General features: G+C 70.4%; 17 protein-coding genes and 1 pseudogene. 4 read left to right on the top strand and 14 right to left on the bottom strand.

Annotation, left to right across the window (positions count from 1 at the left end; genetic code table 11):
- Positions 1–44: 44 nt before the first annotated feature.
- The 8 genes and pseudogenes from ACIA5C_RS26480 to ACIA5C_RS26445 form a co-directional block, all read right to left on the bottom strand.
- Entirely contained in the window at positions 45–839 is a 795-nt protein-coding gene (locus ACIA5C_RS26480; RefSeq protein WP_396059125.1) for an alpha/beta fold hydrolase, read from the bottom strand.
- The gene (locus tag ACIA5C_RS26475) at positions 836–1,153 is read right to left on the bottom strand and encodes a DUF2516 family protein (RefSeq protein ID WP_396059123.1); all 318 of its coding nucleotides are present in this window, start codon (positions 1,151–1,153) and stop codon (positions 836–838) included. The genes ACIA5C_RS26480 and ACIA5C_RS26475 overlap by 4 nt, the downstream gene beginning before the upstream one ends.
- A 76-nt stretch (positions 1,154–1,229) precedes the next feature.
- Complete coding sequence (locus tag ACIA5C_RS26470) at positions 1,230–1,676, bottom strand: hypothetical protein (RefSeq protein WP_396059121.1); 447 nt, start codon at positions 1,674–1,676, stop codon at positions 1,230–1,232.
- Positions 1,677–1,696: 20 nt separating this feature from the next.
- Positions 1,697–2,086: pseudogene (locus ACIA5C_RS26465) on the bottom strand (helix-turn-helix domain-containing protein); the annotation flags it as partial.
- Positions 2,087–2,176: 90 nt separating this feature from the next.
- Positions 2,177–3,079, bottom strand: a complete 903-nt coding sequence (locus ACIA5C_RS26460; protein WP_396059119.1) for an asparaginase — start codon at positions 3,077–3,079, stop codon at positions 2,177–2,179.
- Positions 3,076–3,909 carry a 3-keto-5-aminohexanoate cleavage protein gene (locus tag ACIA5C_RS26455; protein WP_396059117.1) on the bottom strand — a complete coding sequence of 278 codons (834 nt, stop codon included), beginning with the start codon at positions 3,907–3,909 and terminating at the stop codon, positions 3,076–3,078. Before ACIA5C_RS26455 ends, ACIA5C_RS26460 begins: the two co-directional genes overlap by 4 nt.
- Positions 3,910–3,924: 15 nt before the next feature.
- Complete coding sequence (locus ACIA5C_RS26450) at positions 3,925–4,965, bottom strand: YgfZ/GcvT domain-containing protein (RefSeq protein WP_396059115.1); 1,041 nt, start codon at positions 4,963–4,965, stop codon at positions 3,925–3,927.
- Positions 4,966–5,361, bottom strand: a complete 396-nt coding sequence (locus tag ACIA5C_RS26445; RefSeq protein WP_396059656.1) for a Fur family transcriptional regulator — start codon at positions 5,359–5,361, stop codon at positions 4,966–4,968.
- Between the two features lie 46 nt (positions 5,362–5,407).
- Here ACIA5C_RS26445 and ACIA5C_RS26440 point away from each other — a divergent pair, with 46 nt between their 5' ends.
- On the top strand, positions 5,408–6,142 hold the full coding sequence (locus ACIA5C_RS26440; RefSeq protein ID WP_396059113.1) for an aminotransferase class IV: 735 nt from the start codon (positions 5,408–5,410) through the stop codon (positions 6,140–6,142).
- Here ACIA5C_RS26440 and ACIA5C_RS26435 read toward each other — a convergent pair.
- On the bottom strand, positions 6,139–6,738 hold the full coding sequence (locus ACIA5C_RS26435; protein WP_396059111.1) for an FABP family protein: 600 nt from the start codon (positions 6,736–6,738) through the stop codon (positions 6,139–6,141). The genes ACIA5C_RS26440 and ACIA5C_RS26435 overlap by 4 nt on opposite strands.
- Positions 6,735–6,839, bottom strand: a complete 105-nt coding sequence (mtfM, locus tag ACIA5C_RS26430) for a small membrane protein MtfM (protein ID WP_396059109.1) — start codon at positions 6,837–6,839, stop codon at positions 6,735–6,737. The genes ACIA5C_RS26435 and mtfM overlap by 4 nt, the downstream gene beginning before the upstream one ends.
- 14 nt (positions 6,840–6,853) lie before the next feature.
- On the opposite strand from mtfM, the gene ACIA5C_RS26425 reads away from it, so the two are divergent.
- Positions 6,854–7,228 (top strand): DsrE family protein, encoded by a 375-nt coding sequence (locus ACIA5C_RS26425; RefSeq protein ID WP_396059106.1) that lies wholly within the window; start codon positions 6,854–6,856, stop codon positions 7,226–7,228.
- On the opposite strand, the gene ACIA5C_RS26420 is transcribed toward ACIA5C_RS26425, so the two are convergent.
- The gene (locus tag ACIA5C_RS26420; RefSeq protein WP_396059104.1) at positions 7,222–7,917 is read right to left on the bottom strand and encodes a fibronectin type III domain-containing protein; all 696 of its coding nucleotides are present in this window, start codon (positions 7,915–7,917) and stop codon (positions 7,222–7,224) included. The genes ACIA5C_RS26425 and ACIA5C_RS26420 overlap by 7 nt on opposite strands.
- A gap of 55 nt (positions 7,918–7,972) precedes the next feature.
- On the opposite strand from ACIA5C_RS26420, the gene ACIA5C_RS26415 reads away from it, so the two are divergent.
- The gene (locus ACIA5C_RS26415; RefSeq protein WP_396059102.1) at positions 7,973–8,476 is read left to right on the top strand and encodes a hypothetical protein; all 504 of its coding nucleotides are present in this window, start codon (positions 7,973–7,975) and stop codon (positions 8,474–8,476) included.
- Between the two features lie 255 nt (positions 8,477–8,731).
- Here the strand turns inward: ACIA5C_RS26415 and ACIA5C_RS26410 are convergent, their stop codons facing one another.
- Both ACIA5C_RS26410 and ACIA5C_RS26405 read right to left on the bottom strand, forming a co-directional pair.
- Complete coding sequence (locus ACIA5C_RS26410) at positions 8,732–11,140, bottom strand: RICIN domain-containing protein (protein ID WP_396059100.1); 2,409 nt, start codon at positions 11,138–11,140, stop codon at positions 8,732–8,734.
- A gap of 133 nt (positions 11,141–11,273) precedes the next feature.
- Positions 11,274–12,113: a hypothetical protein gene (locus ACIA5C_RS26405; RefSeq protein WP_396059098.1), complete on the bottom strand. Its 840-nt coding sequence runs from the start codon at positions 12,111–12,113 to the stop codon at positions 11,274–11,276.
- A 124-nt stretch (positions 12,114–12,237) separates the two neighbouring features.
- Between ACIA5C_RS26405 and ACIA5C_RS26400 the strand changes: the two genes are divergently transcribed.
- A complete protein-coding gene (locus ACIA5C_RS26400; protein ID WP_396059096.1) occupies positions 12,238–12,570 on the top strand; it encodes a helix-turn-helix domain-containing protein in 333 nt (110 codons plus the stop codon).
- Here the strand turns inward: ACIA5C_RS26400 and ACIA5C_RS26395 are convergent.
- Entirely contained in the window at positions 12,557–12,982 is a 426-nt protein-coding gene (locus ACIA5C_RS26395; RefSeq protein WP_396059094.1) for an NUDIX domain-containing protein, read from the bottom strand. The two genes, ACIA5C_RS26400 and ACIA5C_RS26395, sit on opposite strands and share 14 nt — an antisense overlap.
- Positions 12,983–12,985 lie beyond the last annotated feature (3 nt).

Raw genomic sequence — 12,985 nt, 5'->3', positions numbered from 1 at the left:
GGGGTCAGGGGCGGCTCAGGTTACGGCCAAAGGGGACAAAGACCTCAGTCGTTGAGGAAGGTCGAGATGCGTTCGCGCAGGTCACGACGGTTATGCCAGAGAACGGCCGGGTCGTCGTACACAAAAAGCTCGGCCCTCGGCAGCAGCCCGGCCCACCGTTCGGCCCAGGCCACCGGGTGAACCTCGTCGCCGAGGCAACCCAGCACGAGGGCCCGCCCGGTGAAGCCGGTCAATGCCGCCACGTCGGGCACCGCCGGCTCCCGCCAGAGCGTGCCGATCTGCGGCGCCAGTGGATGCGCGCGAACTTGCGCGGTCCGCTGGCGTACATAGGCATCACCCGGCGGCGTGCCGCGCACATCGGCCGGCAACTCGGTTTCGATCGCGGCGGCGATCGCCGCCGCGTCGCCCGCCTCGGACGCGGCCAGCATTCTTGCGGTCCGCGACACCGCGGCTTGCGGGCGTACGCCGTCCAGAAGCGCCGGGAGGTAGCAGACGATCCGCTCGAACCGGTCGGGTGTCTCGCTCAGCAGCCGGCCGAGCGCCCCCGACCCCATGCTGACCCCGACCGCCCGGCTCGCCCCGGCCCGGTCGGCGACGGCGCGCAGGTCGGCGGCGAGATCGCCGAAGGTCCACGGCCCGGGTGGCGCCTCCGAGCGCCCGTGCCCACGGAAATGGAAGAACACCCGGCGGCCGGTGACCCCGCTGCCGAGCGGGCGGGTGCCCGCGATGTCGCCCGCGAAGCCGTGCGCAAAGACAGTGACCGGCTCGCCGGAGCCGGTCACCAGTTGTTCCAGCCCGTCGACCACGTTGGTCGGCGGCTGCCCGAACGCCGCACTCACCAGGAGCCGCGGCCGTCCGACGCGTCCTTGAGGCCGGGCCGGACATCGAGCAGATAAATCAGAGCCGCGGCGATGCCGATCAGACCGAACAGGCCGATCGCGCTCCGGCTGATGAGCAGCGTGAAGATCAGGCAGATGGCGAGGACCGCCGCCCACGCGCCCTTGGGCAGGGTGCCGATGGCCTGGAAGCCGTCACCCCGCTGAGTGAGGCAGTGCACGAAGGCGACCGCCTGCACGATCAAGGAGACCAGCAGGAGCAGCAGGTTGAGGTAGTTGACGACGTCCACGTAGAAGATCGGCGCGGAATAGGCCATGAGGGAAAGTCTATGCTGCGGGCCCCGGCGTTCGCCGGGGCCCGCGGGTTGTGCGTCTTTTCCAGCTGGGCCGGAATTACTCCGCAGCCGGCTTGGTGACCTTCTTGCGGGGCTTCGGGGTGGCCTGGGCCGCCTCGACGGCCTTCGGCGCCTCGGTGGTGGTGAGGTCGGCGTTGACCACGTCGGCCGCCTCCACCACGCCGGTGCCGACCACGCGCTCGCCGCGCTCGACCAGGGCGGTGTAAAGCGAGACCGCGCGGTCCTGGGCGATCTGCGCGAACGTGGTTGCCACGCTGGCCGCGTTGCCCCGCAGCGCGTCGAAGTCGGTGGTGGCGGCGCGCTCACGGAGCTGGGTCGCCTTGGTGCCGGCCTGCTCGTTGGCGGTGCGCAGGGAGGCGGCGGCGCGCTCGCTGAGCTGGTTGACCACGGCCGGCAGCTTGCGCAGCTGCTGGTAGGCCAGATCGCCGGCGCCGGCTGCGGCGTAGAGCGGGGCGGGGAAACGGGTGTTGGTCTGCTCGGTCATTTCGACTCCTCGGGATTGTCAGTGGTCTCGGGCGCCCCGTTCTCAGGGGCACTGTCATCGGCCGTGCGCCGGTTCTCGTTGCGGAACGTCTCGTAGATCTGCGACAGCGACTGCTTCTGCGCGATCGTGAGGTCGGGGTCGACGGCGATCGCGGCCAGCACCCCCTGCTGACCCTCGCTGTCGAGCAGACCGGCCCGCAGGTACATCGCGGGCGTCGACACCCGCAGCGCACTGGCGATCTGCTGCAGCACCTCAGCGCTCGGCTTGCGCAGGCCACGCTCGATCTGGCTGAGGTACGGATTGCTCACGCCCGCTCGATCGGCGAGCTGCCGGAGCGAGATCTTCGCGGTCTGCCGCAGGTCTTTGATGAAACCGCCGATGTCCTGTGGCAGGTCTTTGGACGTGGCCATACGACGAAGTTAACGCGGTGCGCTAACTCCTGCAAGCAAAATGCTAACTCTAGCTAGCGTGAAGCCGGTCACCCGGAGGGACCTCAGGGATCACCGTACGGGCCGGACCTCGCCGACGACCTCGTCACCGCCGGTGATCTCGGCACTGATGGCCGGCGGCTCGGCCCCGAACTCGCGCAGGGCGTCGAGCAGGACCGGCGTACGCGCCCGGGCCGCCCCGTCGTCGATCTTGATGGCGATCGCACCCACGCCGGGCAACGCGGCCGCCACCACGCCCTCGGCGCCCGCCTTGACCAGCAGACCGGGCACCGTGCCCATCAGCACCGTGTCGTCGCCGCCGGTGCCCGCCACCAGCTCCGGGTGCGCCCGCATCTGGTCGGCGACCAGCCGCTCCGGGGTGCCCGGTGCCGCGTCGACCAGCCGCTGGAACGAGCGGGCCAGCGCGGTCAGCGAGAACCCGAAGACCGGCGCCCCGCAGCCGTCCAGCCCGACCGCCGCGATCGGCTCGCCGACCAGGTCGGTCACCGTCTCGGCGATCGCCACCTGCAGCGGGTGCTTCGGATCGCGGTAGGAGTCGAGCGGCCAGTCGTTGGCCACGCAGGTGGCGAGCATGCCGGCATGCTTGCCCGAGCAGTTCATCAGGATGCGCTCGGGGCCGCCGCCGGAACGCAGCCACCCGGTGCGGGCCTCCTCGGACAGCGGCAGGCCTTTCACACACCGGAGCGCGCTCTCGTCGAGGCCGGCCGCGGCCAGGATCTCGCGGACGCGCCGGATGTGCATCGGCTCGCCGAAGTGGCTGCCGCTGATCAGGGCCAGGTCGGCGGGCTCGCGCGGCACCAGACCGGCCCGCAGCATGCCGACGGTCTGGAGCGGCTTGTTGGACGAACGCGGAAAGACCGGGCTGGTCACGTCGCCCCGGCTGTGCTTCCCGAAGACCGCTCCGTGGTGCACGCTCTCCACGAAACCCGACCGGACCACCTCGGCGACGATCATCGGGCGGGGACTCCCAGCAGCGCACGGGCCGCGGTGGTGGTCAGCGGTGGGCGCTGGGCCAGCTGGGCGAAACCGACCGCCCGGGCCACCAGCTGCATGTTGGACTCCACCGGGCGCCCCTTCGCGTACGTGATCGTGTCTTCCATCCCGACCCGCAGGTGACCGCCGGCCGACAGCGAAGCGAGCATGACCGGGATCGTGGTGCGGCCGATGCCGGTCGCCGAGAACGTGGTGCCCTCCGGCAGGTCGCGGATCGCCTGCTCGCACGCGACCAGGGCGGCCGCGGTGCCCGGCATCCCGCCCGGCACCCCCATCACCAGGTCGACGTGCACGTGACCGCCGGCCGGCAGGCCGTACTTGCCGAGCAGCCGCTGCAGGGTGGCGAGCTGGCCGAGGTCGAAGATCTCGTATTCCGGCACTATGCCGCGCTCCTGCATGCGGGTGTGCAGGTCGACGATGAACTCCCAGCGGTTCATGAACACGCCGTCGCCGAAGTTGACCGTGCCCATCGTGCAGGACGCCATCTCGGGACCGCAGTCGAGCACGGCCAGCCGGTCGGACTCCGGGTCGGTGACCGCACCGCCCGAGGAGAGCTGCACGATCAGGTCGGTGCTCTCGCGCAGCGCCGACACGGTGGCCCGCAGCCGGCCCTGATCGAGGGTCGGCTCGGCGTCCGCACCCCGGATGTGCACGTGGATGATGGCCGCGCCGAGCGCCTCGCACTCCTTGGCGGTCGAGACGAGCTCGTCCAAGGTCACGGGCAGGACGGGTACGTCCGCCTTACTGCTCTCGGCGCCGGTCGGAGCAACGGTGATCACGGTCCCGGTCATGCCGTGAACGTTAGTTCAGGCGGGGTCGATGGCGACGGCCGAGTCCCCGACCTTGAGTGCGGCATCGTCGGGCACGTTGCGCTTGAGGACGGCCAGGGCGACCAGGCCCAGCTCGTGATGGCGTACGGCGGTGCCGATGAAGCCGATCTCGCGCTCGCCCGACACCACCGGGGTGCCCTGGGCGGGCGGCTGGTCGGTGGCGATGCCGTCGAAGTGCAGCAGCACCAGGCGCCGAGGCGGCCGGCCCAGGTGGTGCACCCGGGCGACCGTCTCCTGGCCGCGGTAGCAGCCCTTGTCGAGGTGCACGGCGGCGGCGACCAGGTCGGCCTCGGCCGGGATCGTGCGGTGGTCGGTCTCCCAGCCCAGCCGGGGGACGCGGTGCTCGACGCGGATCGCCTCGTACGCCAGGAGACCCGCGAGCGGCACGCCCAACTCCTCGATCACCTCGCGTTTGGCCGCCCGGGGGACGAGCAGATCGACCCCCAGAGGCACCCGGCGGGCCAGGCCGCCGTGGAACGGCTCCACCGCGTACAGGGAAGTGGGCTCGGGAGACACCTCGCCGGAAGCGAATTTCGGGCCGGGAACCGCGCCGAGCCGCGGCGCGGCGAGGCCCGGGAAAAGATCGGCCGCGCCGGGGCCGACCAGCGAGAGCACCGCGATCTCACTCGTCGCGTCGCGCGGCTCGACCCGGGTGAAGAAGCGCATCATCTCGAGGTATTTGAGCAGGCCCGCGCCGGCTCCGGGCTCGGTGTCGAGCCAGGCCGTGGTGCCGTCCTCGGTGACGAACGCGTGCTGCTCGACGTGGCCGTTCGGCGAGAGGACCAGGAGCTCGGTGCCCTGATTTTCTGACAAACCCGACAAATGCTGGCTGGTCAGCGTGTGCAGCCAGCTTGCGCGCTCGTCGCCCGGGACCGCGATCACATCCCGGTTGGAGCGGTCGACCAGGCCGACCGCGGTGGCGAGGGTGCGTTGCTCGCGCATCGGGTCGCCGTAGTGCGCCGGGACGCCGGCGTCGGCCGACGTGGGATCGAGATCCTCGACCATCACCGTGGTCATCTACTGCTCCTTGCACTCTCCGCAGACGCCGAAGAGGGAGACGTGGCCGACATCGACCCGGAAGCCCCGCTCGGTCAGCAGCCGGTCGGTCACCGGCCCCATCACACTCGGGTCTACCTCACTGATCGACCCACATCCACGGCAGACGAGGTGAACGTGCTGATCCTCACCCACGGTGTGGTAGGTCGGCGAGCCGTGCGACAGGTGGGTGTGATTGACCAGGCCGAGCTCTTCGAGCAGCTCAAGGGTGCGATAGACGGTGGTGATGTTGACGCCCGCGACCCGTTCGCGCACCGCCGTGTGCACCTGCTCGGGCGTGGCATGGCCCAGCCCGTGCACCGCCTCGAGGATCAGCTGGCGCTGCGGGGTCAGCCGCAGGCCACGCTCCCGGAGCATGGCGGCAAGTGAAGTGGCGGACACACTGAAAGGTTACGCTGCGCCCGTGCCCGAGCGCTTCCTCGTGTCGGCCGCCGAGCTGTTCGGGGACGGCGTGTTCGAGACGGTGCACCTGCGGCCGTCCGGGCCGTGGCTGCTCCCCGCCCACCTGGACCGCCTGGCACGGTCGGCGGCCCTTCTCGATCTGCCCTTCAGCGGAGTGGAGCTCGGTTCACCGTCGGCCGATCCCGAGGGCGCGCTCCGGATCATGGTGACCCGCGAGTCGGTGCACGTGGCGGTCTCACCGCTCAGCCCGGCGGTGCTACGCGAGCGGCGGGAAGGGATCCGGTTGCTGAGCGCCGACCTCGGCTTCGCCGTCGATCGGCAACCGCCGTGGTCACTCGCGGCGGCCAAGTCACTCTCCTACGCGAGCAATCTCGCGGCGCGGCGCTGGGCGGCGCGACATCACGCCGACGACGTGGTCTGGCTCAGTTCCGACGGGTACGTCCTGGAAGCCCCGACCGCATCGATCGTCTGGCTGACCGGCGACACGTTGTGCACGGTGCCGCCGTCGGAAGCGCCGATCCTGCCCGGCATCACCGCGGCCCACCTGCTCGCGACCGCCTCGTCGGCGGGGTTGCGGGCCGCCGAGCGCATGGTCACGCTGCCCGAACTCATCGCCGCCGACGCGATCTGGCTGGCGTCATCGTTGCGCGGGCTGGCCGAGGCGGTGTCGCTCGACGGGGCAGCGCGCCCTCGCTCCCCGTGGACCGGTCGTCTCCAGGCGCTGCTCGGCTTCTAGCCGCCGATGCGGAGCAGGCGGGCCGACATGTGCGGGCGCAGGCCGCTGTCCTCGATCGCCTGCTCGTACGCGTAGAGCAGCGCCCCCTCGACGATGCCGAAGAGCCGGTGCCCACCCGTCACGTGCAGACCGCCCGGCGTGTAGGCGATGGCGTCCGCCTCGATCTCCAGCCGCGTCGTGCCGATGGTCTTGCCGATGTAGATCTCGGCCACCCCCTCGGGGCTGATCATCGTGGCTTCCATCTCGTCGGTCGCATGGCCGGCCTCGCTCAGCACCGGGCGCCAGTAGCCCTGCTCGCTCTGCCAGTTGCCGATCGCCTTGGAGTCGCCGTCGAGCAGCCACGACCGCGACTCGAACCGCAGGAACGGCCGGCCGTCGTGGCTGATCCGGATCTCCTGGGCGAAGTCGTAGTCTTCGTCGGCCGGGAACCCGCCCTGCCCGCGGCCGCGCCACAACCCGACGAACGGGAGCAGTCCGAGCAGCGCCGGATGCAGGTCAGGACCGCTGCGCAGGTCGTGAGTGTCTTCGTAGGGGTAACGCTCGACCGGCGGTGCGTTGAGCCAGGGCGGCGGGCCCAGCGGATTTTCGTCGGTCACCAACGCCCCCTTGAAATGCGCATCGCCAGGTAGCCCAAACCGCCCGCCATGCCGCCCAAACCGGCGACCAGCAGACTCACGAACCCGATCTCCGTAACCATGACCGGCCCATCTTATGCTGACCCCCATGGCACGTTTGCTGGTCGTCAAGGCAACCGCCGGCGCCGACGCCCCGGAGCGCTGCTCACAGGCGTTCACGGTGGCGAGCACGGCCGCCGCGTCCGGGGTGGACGTCTCGTTCTGGCTGACCGGCGAGTCGACCTGGTTCGCGCTCCCGGGCCGGGCGGCCTCGTTCGAGCTGCCGCACGCGGCACCGCTCCCCGACCTGCTCGATCTGCTGCTCGAGAACGGCCGGGTCACCGCCTGCACGCAGTGCGCGGCCCGCCGCGGCATCGGCCCCGACGACGTCCTGGAAGGCATCCGCATCGCGGGGGCCGCCGTCTTCGTCGAGGAGATCATGGGCGACGGCGCCCAGGCGATCGTCTACTGACGCCGGACCAGCCGCATCGCGACACCGGCCAGGGTCAGCGCGAAACCGCCGACGATCAACCAGAGCACGGCCGGTCCGGTGATCGGCAGCGAGCCACCGCCGCTCGACCGCGCCACGGTGAGGTCCAGTCGCAGCGCCCGCAGCCGGCCGTTCCGGTCGACGCCGGCGGCCACGAACGAGTGGGTCCCCGGCCGCAGCCCGTTGGGCACGGTCACCGGCTGCTCGAAGTCGCCTCGCCGGTCGGCTTGCACGCTGGCGAGCACCTGAGGCGACGAATACACCGCGATCGTCACCGAGGAGTACGGCGCGTAGCCGGTACCCGTCACCAGCAGCGACTCGCCCGGCGCGGCCGATGAGATCGGTCCGTTGCCGGTGCCCAGCGGCAGCTTCGTGTCGGGCGGGGTCGGGCTGACGACCGGCGCCGACGGCACCACGCTCGGAGAGGGACCCGAGGCCGGCGACGAGCCGCCGGCCGAGAGGGCGACCACGCTTACGGTGTACGCCGTCCCGGCCTCCGCCCCGATCACGCAGCCGGTGGCCGAGGGCCCGGCGGTGCAGGTGGCCGGTCCGGGCGACGCACTGCCCCGATAGCCGGTGATGGTCACGCCGTTCGGGGCGGGCGCCGACCACGACACCGCGATCGACGAGTAGCCGCCGGTCGCGGCCACGTCGGTCGGCGCGCGGGGCACGCCGACGCTCTCGCTGGTCGAGGTCGACGGCAGCGGGGTCGCGCTCGGGGCCGAGGTGGTCTCGCTCGGGCTGGTCGACGCAGAAGGCGTCGACGCAGATGGCATCGACCCGGACGGCATCGACCCGGACGGCATCGACCCGGACGGCATCGACTCGGGGGGAGAGGGCGAGGCGCTCACGCCGGCCGAGCCCGAGGGACAGGCACCCGCGGACAGGACCGCCGACGCGCTTGACGCCACCACGCTGGGGACCGCCGTGGTCACCTCGGCCGACGAAGGAGCGGCACTCGGGGACGACGGCGAAGAGCCGGGTGACGCGCTCTCCGACGAAGGCGCGGCACTCGCGGACGACGGCGAAGAGTTGGGCGACGCGCTCTCCGACGAAGGCGCGGCACTCGCGGACGTAGGCGCGGAGGTCGTCGGCGGCGAGGTACTCGCGGGCGAAGAGGGCGAAGAGGCGGGTCCGGCGCTCGAGGCCGACACCGACGGGCTCGGCGTCAGCGACGGCACCGCACTGGACGGCATCGTCGACGGGCAGACGTCGGCGGCCGGCACGTAGGCGTTCAGGCTGCCGCCCGCCACCAGACCGATCCCGCCGAGCAGCACCAGCAGCAGGCCGACCACGATCGCCGACAACGACAGCTCCGGCCGCATCAAGTTTCTGTGCATCCCGCGGTACATCAGCGCAGCGTCCCCACCGTGTGTCGGATCAGACCGCGACCACTGGCTGGGCCGCCCGGGGTTTCACGCTATTGCGGCCGGTTTTCTCCCACTCCGCTTTCGCCGAAGACGGCACATCCCATTGGCACCACCATCAACTGTCGGCAGTCAGACGCCAGTTGTGATCGGCGGTCCCGTTGTCGCTGAACTGCACCACGTTCGCCGAATCGGCGGTCGACATCCCGTCGACACCGAGCAGTTTGCCGGAGTTCTTGTTGCGGATGCGGACCCATCCGTCGCCGTTGTCGACCAACTGCCACAGATGGTCGGCCGTGCCGTTGTCCTCGAACTGCACCACCTGCGCCGAATCGGCGGTCGACATCTGGTCGACGCCCAGCAGTTTGCCCGAATTGACGTTCTGGATCTTCAGCCAGCCGTCGCCGTTGTCGAGCAGGCGCCACAGATGGTCGGCCGTCCCGTTGTCGGAGAACTGCACGACCCGGGCGCTGTTGGCCAGAGACATACCATCGACGCCTAGCAGTTTGCTGCTGTTCTGGTTCTGGATCCGGTAGGCCAGGCTGGTGTCCAGCCACGCGGTGCCGGCGCCGATCGTCGGGAATGCCGTGATACGCAGGCGGGCGGCGCCCATCGGAATCAGCGTGACCGTCTCGGCCGGCGACGAGGACGGCGTCGGACTGTTCTGCAGCGTCGTCACGACCTGGTCGACGTCGGCTTTCCAGTTCGGAATCTTCCGCGCCGGCGTCGTGATGCGAATGGGCGCGTTGGCCGGCGTGAACGGGTCGTTGGCGTTCCCCAGACCGGTCGTCACCGAGAATGCGGATGCACCGTCCAGGCCGTAGTTCCAGGCCGATCCGGGCCGCACCTCGCGGGTCGGCCAGGTCGCGTTGCCGCCGGTCTGCGTCCAGTTCTCGGTGATCGCCAGAGAGAACGTCAGCGCACCGAAATTGACCGAGACCGCATTGTGGTCGGCGGTCCAGGTCCGGGCTTTCGCCTGCATCGGGAGGCGGAGAACGATACGGTCACCGGTGGTCCAGGTCCGTGCGATTTTTCCGTACGCGGGTCCGCCGCCCACAGAAACATTGGCCCCGTTCACGGCCAGACTCGGATTTGCACACCACCCGGGAATGCGGAAGTACAACGGGAACGACAGTGCCTTCGGCGTCGTGACCGTGTAGGTGATGGTGTCGGAGAACGGGTAGTTCGTATCCGCCTTGATCGTCACCGTGGTCCCGTCCCCGACGCGGGCGGTCACCGTCGCCGGCCCGTGCAGGGTCGCCGCCAGCCCACCGTCCGGTGTGGCCACCCACATCTCCTCGACGTAGTAGGGCCAGCCCATCCCGTAGTTGTGCGGGCAGCACCGGTAGTTGTCGATGCCCAGCATGTAGGCCTGCATCGCGAACCCGTTCTGGAACTGCGCCTGGCTGCCCGCCCGGTCGAGCAGCGCAATGCTGTTGGCACTGGTGATGTAGTGGATGCCCCGCTGGTGGGGGTCGAGTGCGGCGGGCAGCGAGTTGAACGCGAGTTCCTCGACCCGGTCCGACCAGATCGGATCGCCGGTGATCCGGGTGAGGATCTCGTGGCTCGCCATGAACTCGACGATCCCGCAGGTCTCGAAGCCTTGGCGGGGGTCGCCGAACCCGGGCCGGGCGTTCTCGTCACCGGCGAAGCCGCCGCCCGGGAACTGCCCATAGGCACTCATGATCGAGTTGTAGTCGTTGTAGCTCGCCTGCCGGTGACTCGCGTCGCCACTCAGGATCGAGTAGACGGCCGGCTCCCGGAACCCTTGCGCGAGGTTGACGTTGTGCAGCGACGGCAGGTTGTTCATATAGTTCGCCGAGTTCGCGTGGATCTTGCGCGCGAGGTCCAGCAGGAAGCTCTCGCCCGTACGGTTATAGGTCCAGAAGACGACCTCGAGCGTGTCCGCCCAGCGCAAGCTTCCCCAGCTTTGATTGAAGGCGCTTGCGCCTTGCTGGTTGACGAATTGGAAGAAGCGCGAAAAGGCCGGGACGATGCGCGTGTCGCCGGTGTATTCGGCGTAGGAACGCAGGGCGTGCAGCATCGGCATGTGCGGCCAGAAATCGGGGCCGCCGTTGAGGCTCGTGCGCAGCCCGGTGGGCCCGAAATAGCCGTCCGGGGCCTGGGTGGCGAGCACGCCGTTGACCCATTTCGTGGTCTCGGTCCGCACCCGGGAGTCGCCGGTCACGAAGCCGAGGCTGCTGAAGCCTTTGAGCCAGTACGGCAGTTCCTCCCACCCGACTAGGCCGGGGTGGATCCAGCCGGTGTTGTCGTACTGCAGGAAGTGGGAGACCTCGGTCATCCGGCCGTTGAGGCCGTCGAGCTGGTAGCCGAGCTGGGTCGCCAGCCAGCCGCCGGCCTTGGTCGAGCCGGGCGGGAGCCGCAGAAAGGCGTCCGGGTGCAGGGGCGCCCGGTTGACCACGTAGCCCGGCGCCGCCGCCTCCGCGGCTGTGCCTCCGACCAGGCCTCCGACCAGCGGCGAGGCCGCGACGGCCGCCGCTCCGACCAGCAGGTTACGACGTTCCACGGCGGCCTCCCGCGTGCGCTTCTGAGCGATTATGTGCGAGCCTTTGCGTAACAGGATGTTAATGCTCTAATTCATCTCTGTAAATGCGTAAGGCTGTTCGCCCGCGCCCCTTGGTGAGTTAGGGCAACCGGGGTCAGCAGGACGTCGAAACGCTGACCCGCAGCCCGGTGCCGTCGCTGACGACCACCACCGAGTCGCCCCCGGCCCGGTAGGCCCACCGCGTCGGATCGGACCGCACCACCGCCGACCCGGACGCCACCGCCCCGAGCCGCTTGCGCCAGTCCCCCGGCGCCTTGACCCCACCGACCGACCAGGTGCCGGCCGTCCCGCCCCGGGGGCAATCGACCGCCTGCGTAGTCACCTTGGGCGCGTCGGCCGCCCCGAGCAGCGTCAGGACGGTCTCGAGGGCAGCCGGCGTCGGCGCCGCACCCGGGTCAGCCTGATCGACCCCGCCGCCACCGACCGGCCGGCACCCGCTCGACACCTCGATGGTCAGCGCCGAATCCCCGACGTCCGCGTCGAGGTCGACGGCGATGAAGCTCCCCGCGTCGGCGTGCAGCGCGAACTGCGTGCCGCCCCGGCCAGCCGTCACCTGCGCCTGGTAGCCCGCCGGCAGCGCCGCCGCGATCGCCTCGATGTCGGCCCGCTGCTCCCCCGCCCGCACATAGACGGTCACCTCCCGCGTGAGGGCGACCCCGTGCCGCACCGGCGTGACCCGGCACCCCGACCGCACCTGAAGGTCGCCGAGCACCAGCGCCCGCCCCGGTCCCCCGGCCGCCGCGAAGAGGCTCCCGACCGCCGCCCGGAACGCCGGCAACGCCTGCCCGACGGTCCGCTGCTCGGGCACGGTCGCCGGCTCGTGCCAGACCCCCCACGCCGCCAGCCCGGCCACCACCACACCCCAGACCACAGCCACCCACAGCAGCCCCCACCGCCGCAACCGCTTCCTCGGCGGTGAATCAGGCTGCGTCACGGCAGCCATGGTGGCATGCCCACCCACCCCCACCACACCCACGCCGCTGGGAACTTGGCACGGGATGAGTTGTCGAGCGCCAAGACTTCTGGGTATGAACTTTGCTTATATCCGAGGACGGAGCATGAACGACTTCGTTGACTGGCATGAGGTCAAGGAAGAACTCCGCGCCACGGATCCGAGCTGGGACAGCCCGGCCCGGGTCGAACGGCGGCAGGAAATGCGTACCGAGATGCTCGCGGCGGTCAGCGGTGCACGGCTCGCCGAGATTCGTAGGCAGCTCGGGCTCACTCAGGTCCAGCTGGCCGAAGCGACCGGCCTCAGCCAGGCCCGCATCAGCCAGATCGAGAGGGGCCGGAACGTGAGCCTGAGGGTGCTACGCACCTATGTGGGCGGCCTCGGTGGCCAGGTCGACATCGTCGCCCGGATCGGCGACATTCAGCTCAACGTGGCGTGACCCGGCACAGGGCGGAGTAGGACGGCGAGACGAGGAACTGCTCGATGACCTCGGCCGAGCCCGGGGTGAAGGGCCGGGCCAGCACCTCGTCGGCCGGAACGAAGAGCATGGCGGCGCCCTCGCCCAGGACCACGTCGGACTGGCCGGCCGTCGTCCGGCCGAAGAAGTAGTTTTTGACCCGGCTCTGTGCCGGCAACTCCTGGCGGGTGAACAGGGTCAGCGGGGCCGACGGGCGCAGCGACGTCTCCTCCAACAGCTCACGCTCGGCCGCCTCGAGCGGGGTCTCGCCCGGCTCGACCGCGCCGCCCGGCAGGCCCCACACGTTGGGGTAGTAGGGGGCACGGTCGTCGCGCAGCTGCAGGAGCAGCGCGCCCGAGCGGTCGACCAGGAAGATGCAGGCGATCTCGAGCAACGC

Origin of the sequence: Actinoplanes sp. NPDC051343 (assembly GCF_044455125.1) — a bacterium.
In the GTDB taxonomy this organism is placed as follows: Bacteria; Actinomycetota; Actinomycetes; order Mycobacteriales; family Micromonosporaceae; genus Actinoplanes.
The sequence above is the reverse complement of the archived record's forward strand: the minus strand, read 5'-3'. Positions and strand labels throughout refer to the sequence as shown.

What these genes read in the sequence shown, in the direction of transcription:
- ACIA5C_RS26475 (WP_396059123.1), bottom strand. Translation starts at nt 1,153, where the DNA reads ATGGCCTATTCCGCGCCGATCTTCTACGTGGACGTCGTCAACTACCTC.
- ACIA5C_RS26470 (WP_396059121.1), bottom strand. Translation starts at nt 1,676, where the DNA reads ATGACCGAGCAGACCAACACCCGTTTCCCCGCCCCGCTCTACGCCGCA.
- ACIA5C_RS26460 (WP_396059119.1), bottom strand. Translation starts at nt 3,079, where the DNA reads ATGATCGTCGCCGAGGTGGTCCGGTCGGGTTTCGTGGAGAGCGTGCAC.
- ACIA5C_RS26455 (WP_396059117.1), bottom strand. Translation starts at nt 3,909, where the DNA reads ATGACCGGGACCGTGATCACCGTTGCTCCGACCGGCGCCGAGAGCAGT.
- ACIA5C_RS26450 (WP_396059115.1), bottom strand. Translation starts at nt 4,965, where the DNA reads ATGACCACGGTGATGGTCGAGGATCTCGATCCCACGTCGGCCGACGCC.
- ACIA5C_RS26445 (WP_396059656.1), bottom strand. Translation starts at nt 5,361, where the DNA reads ATGCTCCGGGAGCGTGGCCTGCGGCTGACCCCGCAGCGCCAGCTGATC.
- mtfM (WP_396059109.1), bottom strand. Translation starts at nt 6,839, where the DNA reads ATGGTTACGGAGATCGGGTTCGTGAGTCTGCTGGTCGCCGGTTTGGGC.
- ACIA5C_RS26425 (WP_396059106.1), top strand. Translation starts at nt 6,854, where the DNA reads ATGCTGACCCCCATGGCACGTTTGCTGGTCGTCAAGGCAACCGCCGGC.
- ACIA5C_RS26400 (WP_396059096.1), top strand. Translation starts at nt 12,238, where the DNA reads ATGAACGACTTCGTTGACTGGCATGAGGTCAAGGAAGAACTCCGCGCC.